We start from the raw sequence: 18,393 nt of genomic DNA on the forward strand, positions 1-18,393 counted from the left end.
AGAGAAGATGAGTGATTATATTGTAGTTAAATGTGGCGGTAGCATGTTGAATCGAGTAAATAGTGTGTTTTTTGATTGCATAAAGAAATTGCAAAATAAGTATAAGGTTGTTATTGTCCATGGCGGTGGCACAGAAATTGATGCCAAGTTAGAAGACTCAAATATCAAGGTAGAAAAGAAGGATGGATTACGAGTAACGCCAAAAGAGGTTATGGATGTTGTTAAAATGGTACTATGCGGAAGTACGAATAAAAAATTCGTAATGAATTTACAAAAACATGATTTACTTGCGGTGGGGCTTTCAGGATGTGACGGTAATTTACTTCAAGTTCAACCTGTTGGCGAAGCGATAGGATATGTAGGAGAAGTAAGTTATGTAGAAACAGCCTTATTAAAAGGGTTGATTGATATGAATTATATTCCTGTCATTGCTCCAATCGGTATAAATGGTAATGAAGTTTATAACATAAATGCAGATACTGCTGCAGCTGGAATTGCATCCGCACTAGGAGCAAAAGAACTCATTTTTATAACGGACGTAGATGGAGTATTACACGAAGGAAGATTGGTAAAGAAAACGGATGAATATGAAATTCTTACTTTTATAGAACAAGGTGTCATTACAGGCGGGATGATTCCGAAAGTACAGGCGGCACTTACATCGTTAAAAATGGGAGTGAAAAAGGTTAGTATCGTAAATGGTACAAAGGATTTTACTAAGGTTACAGGAGAGTGTGTTGGAACTACGGTAACAAAAGGAGTGAGTATTATATGACAAGCCATCTTTTTCAAACGTATGGAAGAAGAAACATTGAATTACTAAGGGGCAATGGGGCGAAAGTTATCGATAAAAATGGTGAGCAATATTTAGATTTCACTTCTGGTATTGGCGTATGTAATTTAGGGCATTGTCATCCTACTGTTGTAAAGGCAGTAGAAAAACAACTTGGAAACATATGGCATATATCTAACTTATTTACGAGCTCCTTACAAGAAGGGGTCGCATCGTTATTAACAGAAGATACAGCGTTAGATTATGTGTTTTTTTGTAATAGCGGGGCGGAGGCAAATGAAGCGGCTTTAAAGCTAGCACGTAAGCATACTGGAAAATCTCTCGTCGTAACATGTGAGCAATCTTTCCACGGCAGAACATTTGGAACGATGAGTGCAACAGGGCAAGATAAAGTGAAAGAAGGATTCGGTCCATTACTTCCGTCTTTTTTACATACACCATTTAACGACAAACAAGCATTAGAGGAAGTAATGAATGAAGAAGTTGCGGCGGTAATGGTAGAAGTTGTTCAAGGAGAAGGAGGAGTAATATTAGCTGATCCATCCTTTTTGAAGGAAATTGAAAAACTATGTAATCAGTACAATGCTCTTTTTATTATAGATGAAGTACAAACTGGAATAGGCAGAACAGGAACACTATTCGCTTATGAGCAAATGGGAATAGGTCCTGATATCGTTACCATCGCAAAGGCGCTTGGGAATGGTATTCCAGTTGGAGCGATGATTGGCCGGAAAGAACTAGCTTCTTCTTTTACTGCAGGGTCACACGGTTCAACTTTCGGCGGGAATTATATTGCTATGACTGCAGCGAAAGAAGTATTGCAATTCATTAAGGAACAATCGTTTTTAAAAGAAGTACAGGAAAAGGGCGAGTACGTATTAAAGAAATTGCAAGAAGAATTACGACACGTTGAATGTGTTCAAAGTATTCGTGGTAAGGGACTTATGATTGGAATCGAATGTAAGCATGAGGTTGCAAATTTCATAGAACAATTAGAAAAAGCAGGACTTCTCGTATTACAAGCAGGGCCTAATGTTATAAGACTATTACCACCACTTATTGTAACGAATGAAGAGCTAGAACAGGCAGTATATATGATAAAAAAAGTGGTTTGTACAAAAAATGCATCAATAATATAAGGGGGAAATTTCATGTCAACTGTACAAGTACCGAAATTAAATACGAAAGATCTTTTAACGTTAGAAGAATTGACGCAAGAAGAAATCATTTCTTTAATTGAGTTTGCTATATATTTAAAAAAGAATAAGCAGGAGCCTTTATTACAAGGGAAAATATTAGGGCTCATTTTTGATAAACATTCAACTCGTACTCGCGTTTCTTTTGAGGCAGGAATGGTACAGCTCGGAGGGCATGGAATGTTTTTAAGTGGGAAAGAGATGCAAATTGGAAGAGGAGAGACGGTTTCAGATACAGCGAAAGTATTATCTCATTATATTGATGGGATTATGATACGTACATTCCCACACGCGGATGTGGAAGAGCTTGCGAAAGAATCGAGCATACCTGTTATTAACGGTTTAACTGATGATCATCACCCTTGCCAAGCGTTAGCAGATTTAATGACGATATATGAAGAAGTTCATACGTTTAAAGGAATTAAATTAGCTTACGTAGGTGACGGGAATAATGTATGTCATTCACTATTGTTAGCAAGTGCAAAAGTAGGAATGAATATGACTGTTGCGACTCCCGTAGGGTATGAGCCGAATGAAGAAATTGTAAAAAAAGCGTTAGCGATTGCAGATGAAACAGGGGCTGAAATTGAAATTTTGCATAACCCTGAATTAGCAGTAAGTGAAGCGGATTTTATATATACTGACGTTTGGATGAGTATGGGGCAAGAAGGAGAAGAAGAGAAATATACTTTATTCCAGCCATTCCAAGTAAATAAAGAGCTTGTTATAAATGCGAAACAAACATATCGTTTCTTGCACTGTTTGCCTGCTCATCGTGAAGAAGAAGTAACTGGAGAGATTATAGATGGGCCACAGTCTATCGTTTTTGAGCAAGCTGGTAATCGATTGCACGCTCAAAAAGCGTTATTAGTGAGTTTGTTTCAAACTACTGGAAAACCTTCCTAAAAAGGAAGGTTTTTTTATATTGAAATGTCGGATGTATATTTGGTTAATCATCTCTATATCATTTATAATAAAAAGAGAAAACTAAATTTGTTTTTCATATCATGTAAGGACATACTAGATAGAAAAAATATAGTTAAAGAGATGATAATTGTGAAGACAACTAAGAAGACATATTCGTTTTTTCAGCGAATGTGGAGAATATTAAAGTTTCAATATTTTAAGTTGCTCCGATCACCAGAAGGAGCAAAAAAAGTATCATTAGGTTTTGCTATTGGATTTGGGCTAGAAATGTTAGTAATTTATACGGCATCGCTCGTATATTTAATATTTTATCCAATTGTCAGGTTAGCAAAGGGATCTTTTCCAGCCGCAGTCATTGGTAATATTATTGGGAAAATATCGTTTCTCCCAGTATTTTTGTTTCCGTTTGCTTATGCGTTAGGGAAAACGATTTATCCATTTGATGTACAGAAAATACATCATAAACCATTTACGATATCAGATTTGTTTTCGAGCCATATTTTTACGATGTTAAAGAGCTTATTACAGAGTGAAATATATGTATTAATTGGTATGACGATAATAGGAATTGTGTTTGGGGTAATTTCATATTTCGTTGTGCATTATTTATATGAAAAGAATCGTAAGTTACGTTTGAAGAAAAGAAAGAAACAAGTGAGAGAACCACTTGTGCAAATATAAAGAATGTCACATTCATTTTCTCCTTTGAATATGTTTAAGAAAAAGGGGAGAGAATGAATGTATTATTATTACGTATCTCAAGTATACTCGTATCCAACATATTATCCGATACATGATATGCGAAGACAATTTGGAGTGTATCAGCAACCACAGCAAGTGCCGCAACTACAACAACCTGAGCAACAGGTTACTCAAGAGAAAAAACCGTATTTAACGACATGGCCGTATTCAAATGTTTATTATGGTAATTATTACGAATCATAAAGCTGCTTCTATTTAGAAGCAGCTTTATGCGTTTGTTTTCAAAATTAAATTTTGAATGGTTTGAAGAGAATAAATGAGCTTTTCGCGCTCTTCCTCAGATAATGTTTGAAAATTTTCTTTTAGTTTGTCTAAAATGAATTGCTGATACTGACCTACTAGTAATTTCCCTTCAGCTGTTAGGGAAATTAAAATGACCCGTCGATCTTTTTCGCTATAATGACGCTCTATTAGTTCTTCTTGAATGAGTTTGTTTAATAGAGGGGTCATATTAGGCCGTGAAATCGCTAGCCGCTTGCCAATTTCTGAAACTGCTAATGTACCATTTTCATGCAAAAGCAGTAACACCTGTGTATGTGATGGCGGCATATGTCTTTGAGAAGAAAATTCTCCTGGAAGCATAAATTTGCGATAAAAAAGAGGCACTAGCGAAAGAAGATGATCAACAATACGTTCCCACTCGCGTGATTCCATATAACGGCCCCCTTCCACTATCATTGTAACAAAAAAGACAAGGTATAAAAATAGAATTGTTTCATGGCAGCCTTAATATTTGTAGGATAACACTTGCTTTGTAAATGAATTGGCAATAATCGCATAACCGCTATCATTTGGGTGTACTTGGTCAAATAGTAAATCTTTTTTATCATTCGATATTAATTTGCGAATTGGTAAAACGATCGACGGTTGATGTGCTTTTGAAATAGAATAAATAGAATCATTCCAACCATCTAAAAACATATCTGCATAACTTGCGATGGAGTCATCTAGTTGTAAAGGGTTATAGAGCTCAGAGAGAATGAGTAAAGCATCCGGATTTTGATCTCGAACGGTCTTTACAATAGTTTTTACATCCGTTTCAAAACGAGTTTTTTCTTTATTTAACATTTTAATACCATCAATAACACCTACATCACGATTTAAGCGAAATAAATTGTTTCCACCAATATTAATAGTAATGATATTGGCTTCCCTAATTTTTTGTTGTACTTCTTCTAACTGAACTTTTTTAACGAGACGATCTGTAGTGAGACCGTTTACACCGAGGTTTTCTACCGTAATTGGTTTATGAATTTGTCCTTCTAGTTGCTTAGAAGCTAATTCGGCAAATCCCCCTTGTGTAGACCCATATCCTTTGGCGAGTGAATCACCTAATACGAGATGATAAAAGGAGTCGTTCGTTTGCTTATCAATCCAACTCGGAGCAGATGTTTTTTCTGCTTTTCCTTCAGTTTCTTTTTGTTCTGTCTCATCGTTCTTTTCAAAATTAGAACAAGAAATGATTAGAAGGAGGAGACAAACAATTGTTAAGATGACTTTTTTCATAAATTCATCCTCCTTGTAATTGGTAATTGTATCATATTCAGCAGTATAAGCAATGTAAGGGCATATTATATATTTATGAAAAATTCACAATAACTTTACAGAAAATTTGTAGAAGTGTGTCAAAAAATATTGACGGTATGAAAGTACTTTAGATATGATAATGTCAGATAAGGTGAAAATCATCGCTCTAATAGAAGAAAAAGGTATGTGATTAGGGAATGATAGAGATTCATTTCATTATTTTGGGGTAATTGTATAAGGGGGATCTTTTGTGAAAAAGTCAAAAAAAATGCTAGCTGGAGCAACTCTTGCTATGGGCGTTATAGCGCCACAAGTCTTGCCAACAACAGTTCATGCGGAGGGAAAATCTGGGGAGAGTACAGTTAACTTACGAATTTTAGAAACATCAGATATTCACGTTAACTTAATGAATTACGATTATTATCAAACGAAAACAGATAATAAAGTGGGTCTCGTGCAAACTGCAACACTTGTTAATAAAGCACGTGAAGAAGCGAAGAACTCTGTCCTATTTGATGATGGGGATGCATTACAAGGAACGCCGCTTGGAGATTATGTGGCGAATAAAATAAACGATCCGAAGAATCCTGTTGATTCAAGTTATGTACATCCATTATATCGTTTAATGAATTTAATGAAGTATGACGTCATCTCTCTTGGGAATCATGAATTTAACTACGGTTTAGATTATTTAAACAAAGTGATTAGTAAAACGGAGTTCCCGGTTATTAACTCGAATGTTTATAAAGATGATCATGATGGTATTGAAGAGAACGACCAAAATTACTTTGAACCATATCATATTTTAGAAAAAGAAGTAGTGGATGAAGCAGGCCAAAAACAAACAGTGAAAATCGGTGTAATGGGATTTGTTCCACCTCAAGTTATGAACTGGGATAAAGCGAATTTAGAAGGAAAAGTAAAAGCGAAAGATATTGTTGAAACAGCGAAGAAAATGGTACCGAAAATGAAAGAAGAAGGTGCAGACGTTATCGTTGCATTAGCTCATTCAGGTGTTGATAAGAGTGGATACAATGTTGGCATGGAAAACGCATCGTTTTATTTAACAGAAGTTCCTGGTGTAGATGCAGTATTAATGGGACATTCACATACTGAAGTGAAGGATGTATTTAATGGGGTTCCGGTTGTAATGCCTGGCGTTTTTGGCAGTAACTTAGGTATTATCGATATGCAATTGAAAAAGGTAAACGGAAAATGGGAAGTACAAAAAGAGCAATCTAAGCCACAACTTCGTCCGATTGCTGATGGTAAGGGTAATCCATTAGTAGAATCTGATCAAAAATTAGTTAATGAAATTAAAGATGATCATAAAGCAACAATCGATTATGTAAATACAGCTGTAGGTAAAACGACAGCACCAATCAATAGTTATTTTTCACTAGTACAAGATGATCCTTCAGTACAACTTGTGACAAATGCACAAAAATGGTATGTAGAAAAGCTATTCGCTGAAAACGGGCAATATAGTAAATATAAAGGAATTCCAGTACTATCTGCAGGAGCACCATTTAAAGCAGGTGGCCGAAACGGTGCTTCATATTATACGGATATTCCAGCAGGGACGTTAGCAATTAAAAACGTAGCGGATTTATATGTATATCCAAATACATTATATGCTGTGAAAGTAAATGGAGCGCAAGTGAAAGAATGGCTTGAAATGTCTGCAGGTCAGTTTAATCAAATTGATCCAAAGAAAACAGATGAACAACAGCTGGTAAATATAGGATATCCTACATATAACTTTGATATTTTAGATGGTTTAAAATACGAAATTGATGTGACGCAACCGGCGAAATATGATAAAGATGGAAAAGTTGTAAATGCAAATACGAATCGTATTGTAAATATGACGTATGAAGGTAAGCCTGTAGCCGACACTCAAGAGTTCATCGTTGCTACAAATAACTATCGTGGAAGTAGCCAAACATTCCCTGGTGTAAGTAAAGGGGAGGTTGTATACCAATCGCAAGATGAAACACGTCAAATCATTGTGAAGTATATGCAAGAAACACCAGTTATTGATCCAGCAGCTGATCAAAATTGGACATTTAAACCAATTGTTGCAGATAAATTAAATACAACATTTGACTCTTCACCAAATGCGCAAAAGCATATAAAGAAAGATGGGAAAATATCATATGTTGGACCATCTGAAAATGAATTTGCTAAATATGCAATTGATATAACGAAAAAGAACGAAGATGATAAGGAAACTGGTGGAGAAAATCCAACGACACCGCCAACAGGTGATGGAGGCAATGGAGAAAATCCAACGACACCGCCAACAGGTGATGGAGGCAATGGAGAAAATCCAACGACACCGCCAACAGGTGATGGAGGCAATGGAGAAAATCCAACGACACCGCCAACAGGTGATGGAGGCAATGGAGAAAATCCAACGACACCGCCAACAGGTGATGGAGGCAATGGAGAAAATCCAACAACACCGCCAACAGGTGATGGAGGCAATGGAGAAAATCCAACAACTGTAAGTGAAAATAAAGAAGCTGAAAAAGATGAACGTGATTTACCGAAAACAGGTACAAGCGTCACTTCTACAATTGGAGCAGGACTTGCGTTTGTAGGAGCAGGTTTACTTATGTTATTTAGAAGAAAGAAAGCAAATAGATAGTAAAGTATTGTAAAAAAAAGGATTACCAATTATGGTAATCCTTTTTTTACGTATATATTATGAAACTGGTACTGCTTTTTCTTTCTTCCATGAAAGACCAAATCCAGTGAAACCAACAATAATTGTTACGACTGGACAAGCTAAACAGAAGATTGCGTATGGAACATAATCGATTGTTGGAACGCTAAGGACGTTTGTTAAGAATACGCCACTTACACCCCATGGTACGAGCGGATTAATTACTGTACCAGCATCTTCTAGTACTCGTGATAAATTACGACGTTCTAAACCGACTTCATCGTATTTGTTAGCGAATGCTTGTCCTGTTAAAACGATTGATAGGTATTGCTCGCCGAGTAAGAAGTTTACACCAATTGCAGTTGAAGCAGTAGAAATAATTAAGCGTGTACTATTTTTTACGAAGCTAGAGATGATATTCATCAGCTGCGTGATAATGCCCATTCCTTGTAGTAATCCCCCCATACAAAGAGCTAGGAAAATAAGAGCAATTGACATCATCATACTTTGTAAACCACCGCGAGATAATAAGCTATCAATATCTTTTATACCAGTTTTAGAAACGTAACCATCTTGCATAATTTTCATTAAATCAGCTAAAGAAGTACTAGGTTTAAAAATAAATAGAATGATGATCCCTACTACGATTCCAGCAAGTAATGTTGGAACTGCTGGAACCTTTTTAAATGCGAATAGGAACAGTAATAAAATCGGAATAAGTGTAACGATAGAAATCGTTGCATTTTTTTCTAACGTATTAATAAAAGTTGAGAAATCAACATCGCCTCCAGATCCACTTCCTAAAATGAAAAATGCAATAAAAGCAATAATGAAAGCTGGAACTGTCGTCCAAAGCATGTTACGAATATGTTCAAATAAATCTACACCCGTTACAGCTGGAGCTAAGTTTGTTGTATCAGATAAAGGAGACATTTTATCCCCAAAGAATGCACCAGAAATAATTGCACCAGCGATAAGAGCTGGATCGTATCCAAGAGCACTACCCATGCCCATAAAGGCAAGTCCTACAGTTGCAGCAGTTGTAAAAGCACTACCGATACTTGTTCCAACAATTGCACAAACAACAAAAACAGTTGGAACGAAAATTTTTGGAGATACAAGTTGGAAGCCGTATACCATTAAAGTTGGAATTGTTCCAGCTGCGATCCAAACACTGATTAATACGCCTACAAGTAAGAAAATAAATATAGATGGAATACCAGCTGAAATACTACTGATTATCCCTTTTTCCATAGTAGACCAAGAGATTTTTTTCATAAATCCAAACGCTAATAAAATAACGATACCGAATAAAATTGGGATATGCGGTGAAACTTCTAATTGAATAACACTAAAACCAATACAGAAAAAGATAAAAATTGTTAAAAGAACAGATTCAATTTTTGAAACCATTGTTTTCCCCTCCTAATTAATCGAAAATAGCCTTTTTTATATAAAATTCGCCAATATTATATATTTCCTTCTAAAATTTAGAATTTTTTGACAAATTACCGGTAAATTTTGACACTTCTATATGATACGGAAATGATTGGATAAAAAAACGTCCCTGCATATAATTATGCAGGGACGAAGAAATCGCGGTACCACCCTAGCTTGTGAAATGAATGTATCACAAAATAAAGGGTCGTATGGTATGCGCTAATAAAATAAAAACGCCCCTGCAATATATGCAGGGACGAAAAATTCGCGGTACCACCCTAAATTGTGAAACAGTGTCGTTTCACCACTCTTTAGACATAACGGTCTATAACCGTCTTTCACTACTCCTCACGTTTCGTAAAAGAAGCTCCAGGGGGTAATTCATAAATCGCTCTGTACTGGTTCGCACCGACCACCAGCTCTCTGAAATCAGAAAACGAAATACTACTAAATCCTATCAACGCCGATTCATATGATGTTAGTTAAATTTTTATCATATATTCGTCTTACATGTCAATAAAAATGTTCAATAATTTTTTAGGGAAATAAAGGAGAAAGGTTTTAATACTGTGAAAATGTGCGTTATAATGAATTTGAAAGGGGAGGAAAGAGTGAAGAAAAAAATAATTCTTTTTACCACCTTACTAGTCGTTGGCGGAAGTGCTGGAATTTACACAGCTTTTGCAGCTGAATCAGAGCAGTCGAAACAAAAGCAAATACAGCAGTCAGAAGTGAAGAAAGTGAAAGAAACTGAAGAGAAGAAATCGATGGAAAAAGCAGCTGCGAAACTAGGAGTTTCTACTGAGGGGAAAACAAAAGAAGAGATTGCGAAAGAAGTAGATACCGCTAGGTTTGAGCAGCGCCATGATTTATTAATTGAGCATGCTAAGCAACTTGGAATTGATACAGAAGGAAAAAAAGATGAAGAGATTATTTTAGAAATTGGGAAGATACAACATGGAAAGTAGAACAACTTATCTTATGATAAGTTGTTCTTTTTTAAGAACTATTTGATTTAAAAATAATTGACAGTCATTTAGATTTAATGTTAACTATATTTATAAACAAGTTAACATAAGGGGTGGCAATTGTGACTGTTAATAGTAATGCGACTGAAAAATCGTCTTATACATATGAAGAATTATCGAAGAAAAACAAAGCTTACGTATGGCATCCATTTACACAAATGAAAGATTATTTAGAAGAAGATCCTGTCATTATTGAACGTGGAGAGGGAAGAAAGCTATACGATGTAAATGGAAATGAATATTGGGACGGTGTTTCGTCTATTTGGTTAAATGTTCATGGGCATCAAGTACCGGAACTAGATGAGGCAATTCGTGAACAATTAAATAAAATCGCTCATTCTACTATGCTAGGACTTGCTAACGTTCCATCTATTTTATTAGCAGAAAAAATAATTGATGTTGTACCAGAAGGCTTGAAGAAAGTATTTTATTCAGACTCTGGTTCTACCGCTGTTGAAATTGCAATTAAGATGGCTTTTCAATATTGGCAGCATAAAGGAAAACCGAGAAAACAAAGATTTGTTACATTAAAAGAAGCATATCATGGTGATACAATAGGTGCTGTTTCAGTAGGAGCAATAGACTTGTTTCACCAAGTGTATAGTTCACTATTATTTGAGGCAATTAAAATGCCGTATCCATATACATATCGTTCTCCTTATGGAGATAATAAGGAACAAATTGTAAAGAAGCATTTAGAAGAAATGGAAGAATTGCTGAAAGAAAAACATGAAGAAGTAGCAGCTATCATTGTGGAGCCATTAATGCAAGGTGCTGGCGGGATGATTACAATGCCGAAAGGATATTTAAAAGGGCTTCGCGATTTATGTACAAAATACAATGTATTATTTATTACAGATGAGGTAGCGACGGGATTTGGACGTACGGGAAAAATGTTTGCATGTGAACATGAAAATGTGACCCCAGACATTTTAACTGCGGGAAAAGGTTTAACAGGTGGTTATTTACCATTGGCGATTACGGTAACGACAGATGAAATTTATAATGCCTTCTTAGGAGACTATGAAGAACAAAAAACGTTTTTCCATGGTCATAGTTATACAGGGAATCCGTTAGGGTGTGCTGTAGCAATTGCAAATTTAGAACTATATGAAAAAACTAATTTAATAGAAGATGTTGCGCATAAAACAGAATATGTAGCAAAACAATTAGAAGCACTTTATGAATATAAGCACGTAGGAGATATTCGTCAGTGCGGGCTAATGGTTGGTATTGAACTTGTTAAAAATAAGGAAACGAAAGAATCGTTTGAATGGACAGAAAGAGTCGGCGTTCAAGTGTGTAAACGCTCAAGAGAGTTAGGTATGATTTTACGTCCACTTGGTAACACCATTGTATTTATGCCTCCTCTTGCATCTACAATGGCTGAAATTGATGAGATGTTACGCATTTTATATAAAGCAATCTCAGATGTTACGGAGGAAGAATGATGAGTGGTTTCTTTATAACAGCAACAGATACGGAAGTTGGAAAAACTGTAGTGGCAGGGGCCTTAGTAGGTATATTTCGAGAGCGTGGGTATAATGTTGGTGTATATAAACCGTTGCAAAGTGGACATGTTTCGTCAAATCCAGATGGAGATGCAGCAAGATTAAAAGCGTTATCGGGCGTAAGGACAAAAGAAGATAAAATTTGTCCGTATTCTATTGAAGAACCACTCGCTCCGAGACTGGCTATGAAAAGGGCTGGAAGGACGGTAATGTTAAAAGAGATTACTGCTCATTATAATGAACTACTAAAAGAGTTTAATAGCCTATTGGTAGAAGGAGCTGGTGGGCTTGCCGTCCCATATACAGAAGACGCTTTAGTGATTGATTTTGCAAAAGAATTAGAGCTCCCTCTTATTGTAGTAGCGCGTCCGACACTAGGGACAGTTAATCATACTGTCTTAACAATTTCTTATGCAAAGGCACACGGTTTAACAGTAGCAGGTGTAATTTTGTCTGGCTGTAAAGAATGTGAAAAAGAAAGAGTGCAAGAAAACAAAGAAATGATTGAGGAGTTAAGTGGAGTACCTGTTTTAGGTTTATTACCATTCCTTGAAGGTGAGTTTACAAGGGAAGAATTATTAGAATCGGCAAAAGAACATATTATGATCTCAAAATTAGAGGAGTCCATCCAAAATGAATCAAACGTGGCGCGTGCACCTTCACTCTAAAATAGAACAATTAAAAGAGAAAGGGCAGTATCGTAATTTGCATGTAACAGAGAAAGCGGAAGAGACATGGCTTATTCGAAATAAGAAAAGGATGCTAAATTTAGCATCAAATAATTATTTAGGGTTAGCTGGAGATGAAAGGTTGAAAGAAGCTGCTATTGTCTGCACAAAAAAATATGGAACTGGAGCGACTGCCTCTCGTCTCGTTGTAGGAAATTATCCACTGTATGAAGAGGTTGAGAGAAGTATATGTGATTGGAAAGGTACTGAAAAAGCTTTAATTGTAAATAGCGGATATACCGCGAATGTTGGGGCAATTTCCTCGTTAGTTGGTCGTCACGATATTGTTTTTAGTGACAAATTAAATCACGCAAGTATCGTTGATGGGATAACGTTGAGCGGAGCAGAACATAAAAGGTATCGTCATAATGATTTAGAACATTTAGAGAAAATGTTACGTATGACATCATCAGCAAAAAGAAAGTTAATTGTTACAGATACTGTTTTTAGCATGGATGGTGATACCGCGAATTTACAAGCTTTAGTACAGCTGAAAGAAAGATATGGGGCACTTCTAATGGTGGATGAAGCGCACGCGAGTGGAATATTTGGAAAAGATGGTGCCGGATTATCCCATATTGAAAAAGACATTGCAAATAAAATTGATATACATATGGGGACGTTTAGTAAAGCACTAGGATGTTATGGTGCCTACTTGACAGGTAATTCAACTTGTATAGAGTATTTGCAAAATATGATGAGGGGCTTTATTTTTACTACTGCGTTACCGCCAGGGACATTAGGAGCGATAAAGAAGGCAATTGAAATAGTAAAAGAAGATAACGAAAGAAGAGAGAGACTCATAGAAAATGGTGCATACTTCAGGACTCATTTACGAGAAGCAGGTTTTGATATTGGAGATAGTTCAACGCATATAGTTCCAATTATAGTCGGTTCAAATGAAAATGCTATGCGCTTTAGTAGAGAATTGCAAGAGATAGGTATTGCAGCAATTGCAATTCGCCCACCAACTGTTCCGGTTGGTAGTTCTCGAATTCGCTTTGCAGTTACGTCACAACATACAAGAGCCGATTTAAAGTGGGCAACGCAGCATATTATTCGCATTGGTAAAGAAGAGGGGTTTTTAGTATGAAAGAGCTGAAGATTATTTTTATTCCTGGATGGGGAATGGAAGAAGAGGTTTGGACTTTAGTTCTGCCGTATTTTAAAGGATATTCTGTTCAATGTGTAGAGTGGCGTAATGTGAAAGAAAGTAGTGAATTTGCGGGACGTATTATAGATGCAGCAAATGATGAAAATGTGATTTTAGTTGGGTGGTCATTAGGAGCACTAGCAGCTATCCAATCTTATAAAAAGATTAAGGCAAAAGGTATAGTTTTAATAGGTGGTACTGCTAAATTTGCAATTACTAACGACTATACAAGTGGGTGGAATGCTTCATTTGTAGAACGTATGAAAAAGAATTTAGTAAGGCAGAAAGAAAGTACGCTACAGCGCTTCTATGAAAATATGTTTACGAAAAATGAGTTAAAAGAGAATAAGAATTTTGAAGAGATTACAATGCGATTTAAAGGCGACTCGATTCAGTCTTTGCAATTAGGTTTAGATTATTTAATAGAAACAGATATGAGAAATGAATTAATAGATATGAAAGTCCCATTGTTACTTCTCCATGGAGAGCAGGATGTAATATGTCCATTGTCTGCAGCCCATAGTATGGCGAATAATACGAATGCCAATCTAAAAGTAGTAAGCGGTGCTGGGCATGCATTATGTGTAATGAATTTTGAATATTGTGCAAATGAAATTATTCAATTTGTAGAGGGGATACGACATGATCAACAAAACGTTACTGCAAAAACGGTTTAACGGGGCGGCCGTATCTTACGATCAATATGCAAATGTACAAAAGAAGATGGCACATTCGTTACTTTCTATATTGAAAGAACGGTATAGTGAAGCATCATCGATACGTATTTTAGAACTTGGATGTGGAACTGGATATGTAACAGAGCAATTATCAAATTCATTTCCGAAAGCACATATTACAGCTGTTGATTTTGCTGATGAGATGATTGCAGTGGCGAAGGCTAGGAAACAAGTGGAGAATGTTGCATTTAGATGTGAAGATATTGAGAAATTAAAATTAGAAGATTCATATGATGTCATTATTTCAAACGCTACATTTCAATGGCTAAATGATTTAAAAGCGACAGTGAAAGATTTATTTAACCATTTGTCTGAAGAGGGAATATTATTATTTTCGACGTTTGGTAATACGACTTTCCAAGAATTACATACGTCTTTCCAACGTGCTAAGAAAGAAAAGGGGATACACAATTGTGCTTCAATTGGACAACGCTTCATTTCGAAAGAACAGTTAGTAAATATATGTGAAATGCCATTAGGAAATGTACATGTTTCTGAAACATGTTACATAGAAAAATTTACAGAAGTTAGGGAGTTTCTACATTCTATTCGAAAAGTAGGAGCGACCAATAGTAATGAAGAGTCGTATTGTCAAAGTCCTTCACTCTTTCGTGCGATGCTTCGAATATACGAAAGAGACTTCACGGAAAAAGAAGTGATAGTAGCAACATATCATGCTTTATTTACGTATATAACAAAAGAGGGGGAGAGATGAAATGAAACAAGTACAAACAAAAATAGATTGGAAAAAAATTGCATCTGAAGTAGTAGGGGGCAGACACATCACGAAAGAGGAAGCAAGAGCGATTTTAGAAGCTGATGATACAGAAGTTTTAGAAATTATGAATGCAGCTTACATCATTCGTCATCATCACTTTGGAAAGAAAGTAAAGCTGAATATGATTATTAATACGAAATCTGGATTATGTCCTGAAGATTGCGGGTATTGTTCACAGTCTATTATTTCAGAAGCACCGATTGATAAATATGCATGGTTAACACAAGAGAAAATTGTTGAAGGAGCGCACGAAGCGATTCGTCGTAAAGCAGGTACATATTGTATTGTTGCATCTGGTCGTCGTCCGACGGATAAAGAAGTAAATCACGTTATTGGAGCAGTTAAGGAAATTCGTGAAACGACAGATTTGAAAATTTGCTGTTGTTTAGGATTTTTAAATGAAGATCAAGCAGGTCAGTTAGCAGAAGCTGGTGTGCATCGTTATAACCACAACTTAAATACGCATGCTAACAATTATGATAGCATTTGTTCAACGCATACGTATGACGATCGTGTTGATACAGTTCAAAAAGCGAAGCAAGCTGGTATTTCTCCATGCTCTGGGGCAATTTTCGGAATGGGAGAAACGATTGAACAGCGTGCTGAAATTGCATTTGAATTACAACGTTTAGATGCAGATTCTATTCCATGTAATTTCCTTGTTGCTGTAAAGGGTACTCCGCTTGAAGGACAAAAGGAATTAACACCTGTAGAATGTTTAAAAGTGCTGGCAATGATGCGTTTTGTAAATCCAACAAAAGAAATTCGTATTTCAGGTGGCCGAGAACTTAATTTACGTTCTGTACAGCCAATGGGTTTATTTGCAGCAAACTCTATTTTTGTCGGGGATTATTTAACAACAGCAGGACAAGAGCCGACTGCGGACTGGGGTATGATTGAAGATTTAGGATTTGAGATTGAAGAATGTGCACTATAAGATAGATGAAAAGCAAACTCTTTAAAGGGTTTGCTTTTTGTAAATAAAATGTAATAAATAGCCATTAACGCTTGATACTATTGGTTTTTGATCGAGAAAAAGAATTTTTGTGGACGAATTTTCCAAGCCCAAATTGTACATAGTAAAAATGTAATTCATATTGGGTTGGAGGATTTTACATGCACAAATATATATTAGCTATTATGACTTGTCTTATTTTAATAAAAGCGATAAGTGCTGATCCGGTTAAGGCGGCTGAAAATCCTGAACAAAAAGAAATGCAACAAAGAATTGAACAACATTTTCGAACGAAAGCTGAACATTTTGGACTTGAAACAGAAGGAAAAGATTTAAAAGAAGTACGAAAAGAAATTACTATTATAGAAGAAGCGAAAAAAAGAGAGAATGTGTGGAGAACAGCACAAACTCTTCGTATAAAAACAGAAGGAAAAACGATGGATGAATTAATAGAGGATGTACGAAAAAAGGTGGAAAAATAAAAAAAGAGGCCGCAGCCTCTTTTTTTTTATGCCCATTGTTTTGATAAATGAGCCATTTCAATCGCAGCAACTGCTGATTCATATCCTTTATTACCAGCTTTTGTACCTGCACGTTCAATCGCTTGTTCGATTGTTTCTGTCGTTAATACACCGAAAATAACTGGAATGTCCGTTTGTAGTGATAAAGACGCAACGCCTTTTGCGACTTCATTACAAACGTAATCGTAATGCGTTGTAGCACCACGGATTACTGTACCTAATGTAATAACGGCATCATATTTTCCGCTATTGGCCATCTTTTTAGCGATTAAAGGAATTTCAAATGCGCCAGGAACCCATGCAACATCAATGTCATTCTCTTCTACACCGTGACGCTTTAATCCATCTAAAGCTCCGCCAAGTAACTTGCTTGTAATAAATTCATTAAAACGTCCAACAACAACCCCAACTTTTAATCCTGTACCAACTAAATGACCTTCGAATACCATAATTTATCTCTCCCTTAATTATAAGTTTAGTAAATGTCCTAATTTGTTTACTTTCGTTTGTAAATACGTTTTATTTTCTTCTTTTGTTGGCATTTGCAGCGGTACACGCTCGGTTACTTCTAAATCGTAACCTTGTAAGCCAGCAATTTTTCGTGGATTATTCGTTAATAATCGTAAACTTTGTAATCCTAAATCTTTTAAAATTTGAGCGCCAATACCGTAATCACGAAGATCAGCTGGGAACCCAAGTTTTTCATTTGCTTCTACAGTATCTAACCCTTCTTCTTGTAACTTATAAGCACGCAGCTTATTAAGAAGACCAATACCTCGTCCTTCTTGTCTCATATAGAGGAGAACACCTTTACCTTCACGCTCAATTTGAGCAAGTGCAGCATGTAGCTGTGGTCCGCAATCACAACGGCACGAACCGAATACATCGCCTGTTAAGCATTCTGAATGAACGCGTACAAGTACAGGTTCGCCTGTTGAAATATCACCTTTTACGAGTGCAATATGTTCTTTCGTATCTAATGAATTAGAATAGCCAATTGCATGAAAAGTACCGAATTCTGTAGGTAATGTAATTTCCACTTCTCTTGTAACAAGTGTTTCATGATGACGGCGATAAGCAATTAAATCTTCAATTGTAATCATTTTTATATCAAATTGTTTTGCACACTGCATTAAATCAGGTACACGTGCCATCGTCCCATCTTCATTTATAATCTCGCAAATGACTCCAGCTGGCTCAGCCCCGCATAGTTTTGCTAAATCAACAGCAGCTTCTGTATGACCTGCACGGCGAAGGACACCACCTTCTTTCGCAATTAATGGGAAGATATGTCCAGGACGGTTAAAATCATTTCCTTTAGATGCGGGATTTAATAATTCCTGTATTGTTGTAGCACGCTCATGAGCACTAATGCCTGTTGTTGTAGAAACGTGATCGATACTTACTGTAAACGCAGTATGATGCGAATCTGTATTATGAGAAACCATTGGCTCTAATTGTAGACGCTCTGCGTATTGCTCTGTAATCGGTACGCAAACGAGACCACGGCCGTGTGTAATCATAAAATTAATCGTTTCTGGTGTAATGTACTCTGCTAAAGCAATAAAGTCGCCTTCATTTTCTCGGTTTTCATCATCACATACGATAACGACTTTTCCTTGTTTTAAATCTTCTAGAGCCTCTTCAATACGATGAAACATTGTGC

Annotated in this window: 19 protein-coding genes and 1 other annotated feature; of the genes, 14 read left to right on the forward strand and 5 right to left on the reverse strand. The window is 36.2% G+C overall.

The window, feature by feature from the left end; translation table 11 throughout:
• Positions 1-7: 7 nt before the first annotated feature.
• The 5 genes from argB to CQZ94_RS05610 all read left to right on the forward strand — a co-directional run bounded on the left by argB (position 8) and on the right by CQZ94_RS05610 (position 3,861).
• Positions 8-775: an acetylglutamate kinase gene (gene argB / locus CQZ94_RS05590; RefSeq protein WP_105584586.1), complete on the forward strand. Its 768-nt coding sequence runs from the start codon at positions 8-10 to the stop codon at positions 773-775.
• The gene (locus CQZ94_RS05595) at positions 772-1,932 is read left to right on the forward strand and encodes an acetylornithine transaminase (RefSeq protein ID WP_105584587.1); all 1,161 of its coding nucleotides are present in this window, start codon (positions 772-774) and stop codon (positions 1,930-1,932) included. Before argB ends, CQZ94_RS05595 begins: the two co-directional genes overlap by 4 nt.
• 12 nt (positions 1,933-1,944) lie before the next feature.
• Positions 1,945-2,895, forward strand: coding sequence for an ornithine carbamoyltransferase (argF, locus tag CQZ94_RS05600; protein WP_105584588.1), 951 nt, complete (start codon positions 1,945-1,947; stop codon positions 2,893-2,895).
• 150 nt (positions 2,896-3,045) lie between these two features.
• Positions 3,046-3,597, forward strand: a complete 552-nt coding sequence (locus tag CQZ94_RS05605) for a DUF2062 domain-containing protein (protein WP_105584764.1) — start codon at positions 3,046-3,048, stop codon at positions 3,595-3,597.
• Between the two features lie 57 nt (positions 3,598-3,654).
• Positions 3,655-3,861: a hypothetical protein gene (locus tag CQZ94_RS05610; RefSeq protein ID WP_105584589.1), complete on the forward strand. Its 207-nt coding sequence runs from the start codon at positions 3,655-3,657 to the stop codon at positions 3,859-3,861.
• 24 nt (positions 3,862-3,885) lie between these two features.
• On the opposite strand, the gene CQZ94_RS05615 is transcribed toward CQZ94_RS05610, so the two are convergent.
• Complete coding sequence (locus CQZ94_RS05615; protein ID WP_105584590.1) at positions 3,886-4,332, reverse strand: MarR family winged helix-turn-helix transcriptional regulator; 447 nt, start codon at positions 4,330-4,332, stop codon at positions 3,886-3,888.
• Between the two features lie 72 nt (positions 4,333-4,404).
• Positions 4,405-5,184, reverse strand: coding sequence for a GDSL-type esterase/lipase family protein (locus CQZ94_RS05620; RefSeq protein WP_105584591.1), 780 nt, complete (start codon positions 5,182-5,184; stop codon positions 4,405-4,407).
• A 271-nt stretch (positions 5,185-5,455) separates the two neighbouring features.
• On the opposite strand from CQZ94_RS05620, the gene cpdB reads away from it, so the two are divergent.
• Positions 5,456-7,858 (forward strand): bifunctional 2',3'-cyclic-nucleotide 2'-phosphodiesterase/3'-nucleotidase, encoded by a 2,403-nt coding sequence (gene cpdB / locus CQZ94_RS05625; protein WP_105584592.1) that lies wholly within the window; start codon positions 5,456-5,458, stop codon positions 7,856-7,858.
• Between the two features lie 57 nt (positions 7,859-7,915).
• Here the strand turns inward: cpdB and nhaC are convergent, their stop codons facing one another.
• Positions 7,916-9,289, reverse strand: a complete 1,374-nt coding sequence (nhaC, locus tag CQZ94_RS05630; RefSeq protein WP_105584593.1) for a Na+/H+ antiporter NhaC — start codon at positions 9,287-9,289, stop codon at positions 7,916-7,918.
• Positions 9,290-9,565: 276 nt separating this feature from the next.
• Positions 9,566-9,786: a binding site (T-box leader), on the reverse strand.
• Positions 9,787-9,927: 141 nt separating this feature from the next.
• Between nhaC and CQZ94_RS05640 the strand changes: the two genes are divergently transcribed.
• The 8 genes from CQZ94_RS05640 to CQZ94_RS05675 all read left to right on the forward strand — a co-directional run bounded on the left by CQZ94_RS05640 (position 9,928) and on the right by CQZ94_RS05675 (position 16,688).
• Complete coding sequence (locus CQZ94_RS05640; protein ID WP_142395757.1) at positions 9,928-10,284, forward strand: hypothetical protein; 357 nt, start codon at positions 9,928-9,930, stop codon at positions 10,282-10,284.
• A gap of 122 nt (positions 10,285-10,406) precedes the next feature.
• Positions 10,407-11,795: an adenosylmethionine--8-amino-7-oxononanoate transaminase gene (gene bioA / locus CQZ94_RS05645; protein WP_105584595.1), complete on the forward strand. Its 1,389-nt coding sequence runs from the start codon at positions 10,407-10,409 to the stop codon at positions 11,793-11,795.
• Complete coding sequence (gene bioD / locus CQZ94_RS05650) at positions 11,795-12,523, forward strand: dethiobiotin synthase (RefSeq protein ID WP_105584596.1); 729 nt, start codon at positions 11,795-11,797, stop codon at positions 12,521-12,523. Before bioA ends, bioD begins: the two co-directional genes overlap by 1 nt.
• Positions 12,489-13,676 (forward strand): 8-amino-7-oxononanoate synthase, encoded by a 1,188-nt coding sequence (gene bioF, locus CQZ94_RS05655; RefSeq protein WP_105584597.1) that lies wholly within the window; start codon positions 12,489-12,491, stop codon positions 13,674-13,676. The genes bioD and bioF overlap by 35 nt, the downstream gene beginning before the upstream one ends.
• Complete coding sequence (locus CQZ94_RS05660; RefSeq protein WP_105584598.1) at positions 13,673-14,413, forward strand: alpha/beta fold hydrolase; 741 nt, start codon at positions 13,673-13,675, stop codon at positions 14,411-14,413. The genes bioF and CQZ94_RS05660 overlap by 4 nt, the downstream gene beginning before the upstream one ends.
• On the forward strand, positions 14,379-15,188 hold the full coding sequence (gene bioC, locus CQZ94_RS05665; protein ID WP_105584599.1) for a malonyl-ACP O-methyltransferase BioC: 810 nt from the start codon (positions 14,379-14,381) through the stop codon (positions 15,186-15,188). The genes CQZ94_RS05660 and bioC overlap by 35 nt, the downstream gene beginning before the upstream one ends.
• 1 nt (position 15,189) lies before the next feature.
• Positions 15,190-16,188, forward strand: a complete 999-nt coding sequence (gene bioB / locus CQZ94_RS05670) for a biotin synthase (protein WP_105584600.1) — start codon at positions 15,190-15,192, stop codon at positions 16,186-16,188.
• Between the two features lie 179 nt (positions 16,189-16,367).
• Entirely contained in the window at positions 16,368-16,688 is a 321-nt protein-coding gene (locus CQZ94_RS05675; protein ID WP_105584601.1) for a hypothetical protein, read from the forward strand.
• A 26-nt stretch (positions 16,689-16,714) separates the two neighbouring features.
• Here CQZ94_RS05675 and ribH read toward each other — a convergent pair whose 3' ends face one another.
• Positions 16,715-17,176 (reverse strand): 6,7-dimethyl-8-ribityllumazine synthase, encoded by a 462-nt coding sequence (ribH, locus tag CQZ94_RS05680; protein ID WP_000230892.1) that lies wholly within the window; start codon positions 17,174-17,176, stop codon positions 16,715-16,717.
• A gap of 18 nt (positions 17,177-17,194) precedes the next feature.
• Positions 17,195-18,388, reverse strand: coding sequence for a bifunctional 3,4-dihydroxy-2-butanone 4-phosphate synthase/GTP cyclohydrolase II (ribBA, locus tag CQZ94_RS05685; protein WP_105584602.1), 1,194 nt, complete (start codon positions 18,386-18,388; stop codon positions 17,195-17,197).
• Positions 18,389-18,393 lie beyond the last annotated feature (5 nt).

This window comes from Bacillus sp. MYb209 (assembly GCF_002975175.1).
GTDB lineage: Bacteria > Bacillota > Bacilli > Bacillales > Bacillaceae_G > Bacillus_A.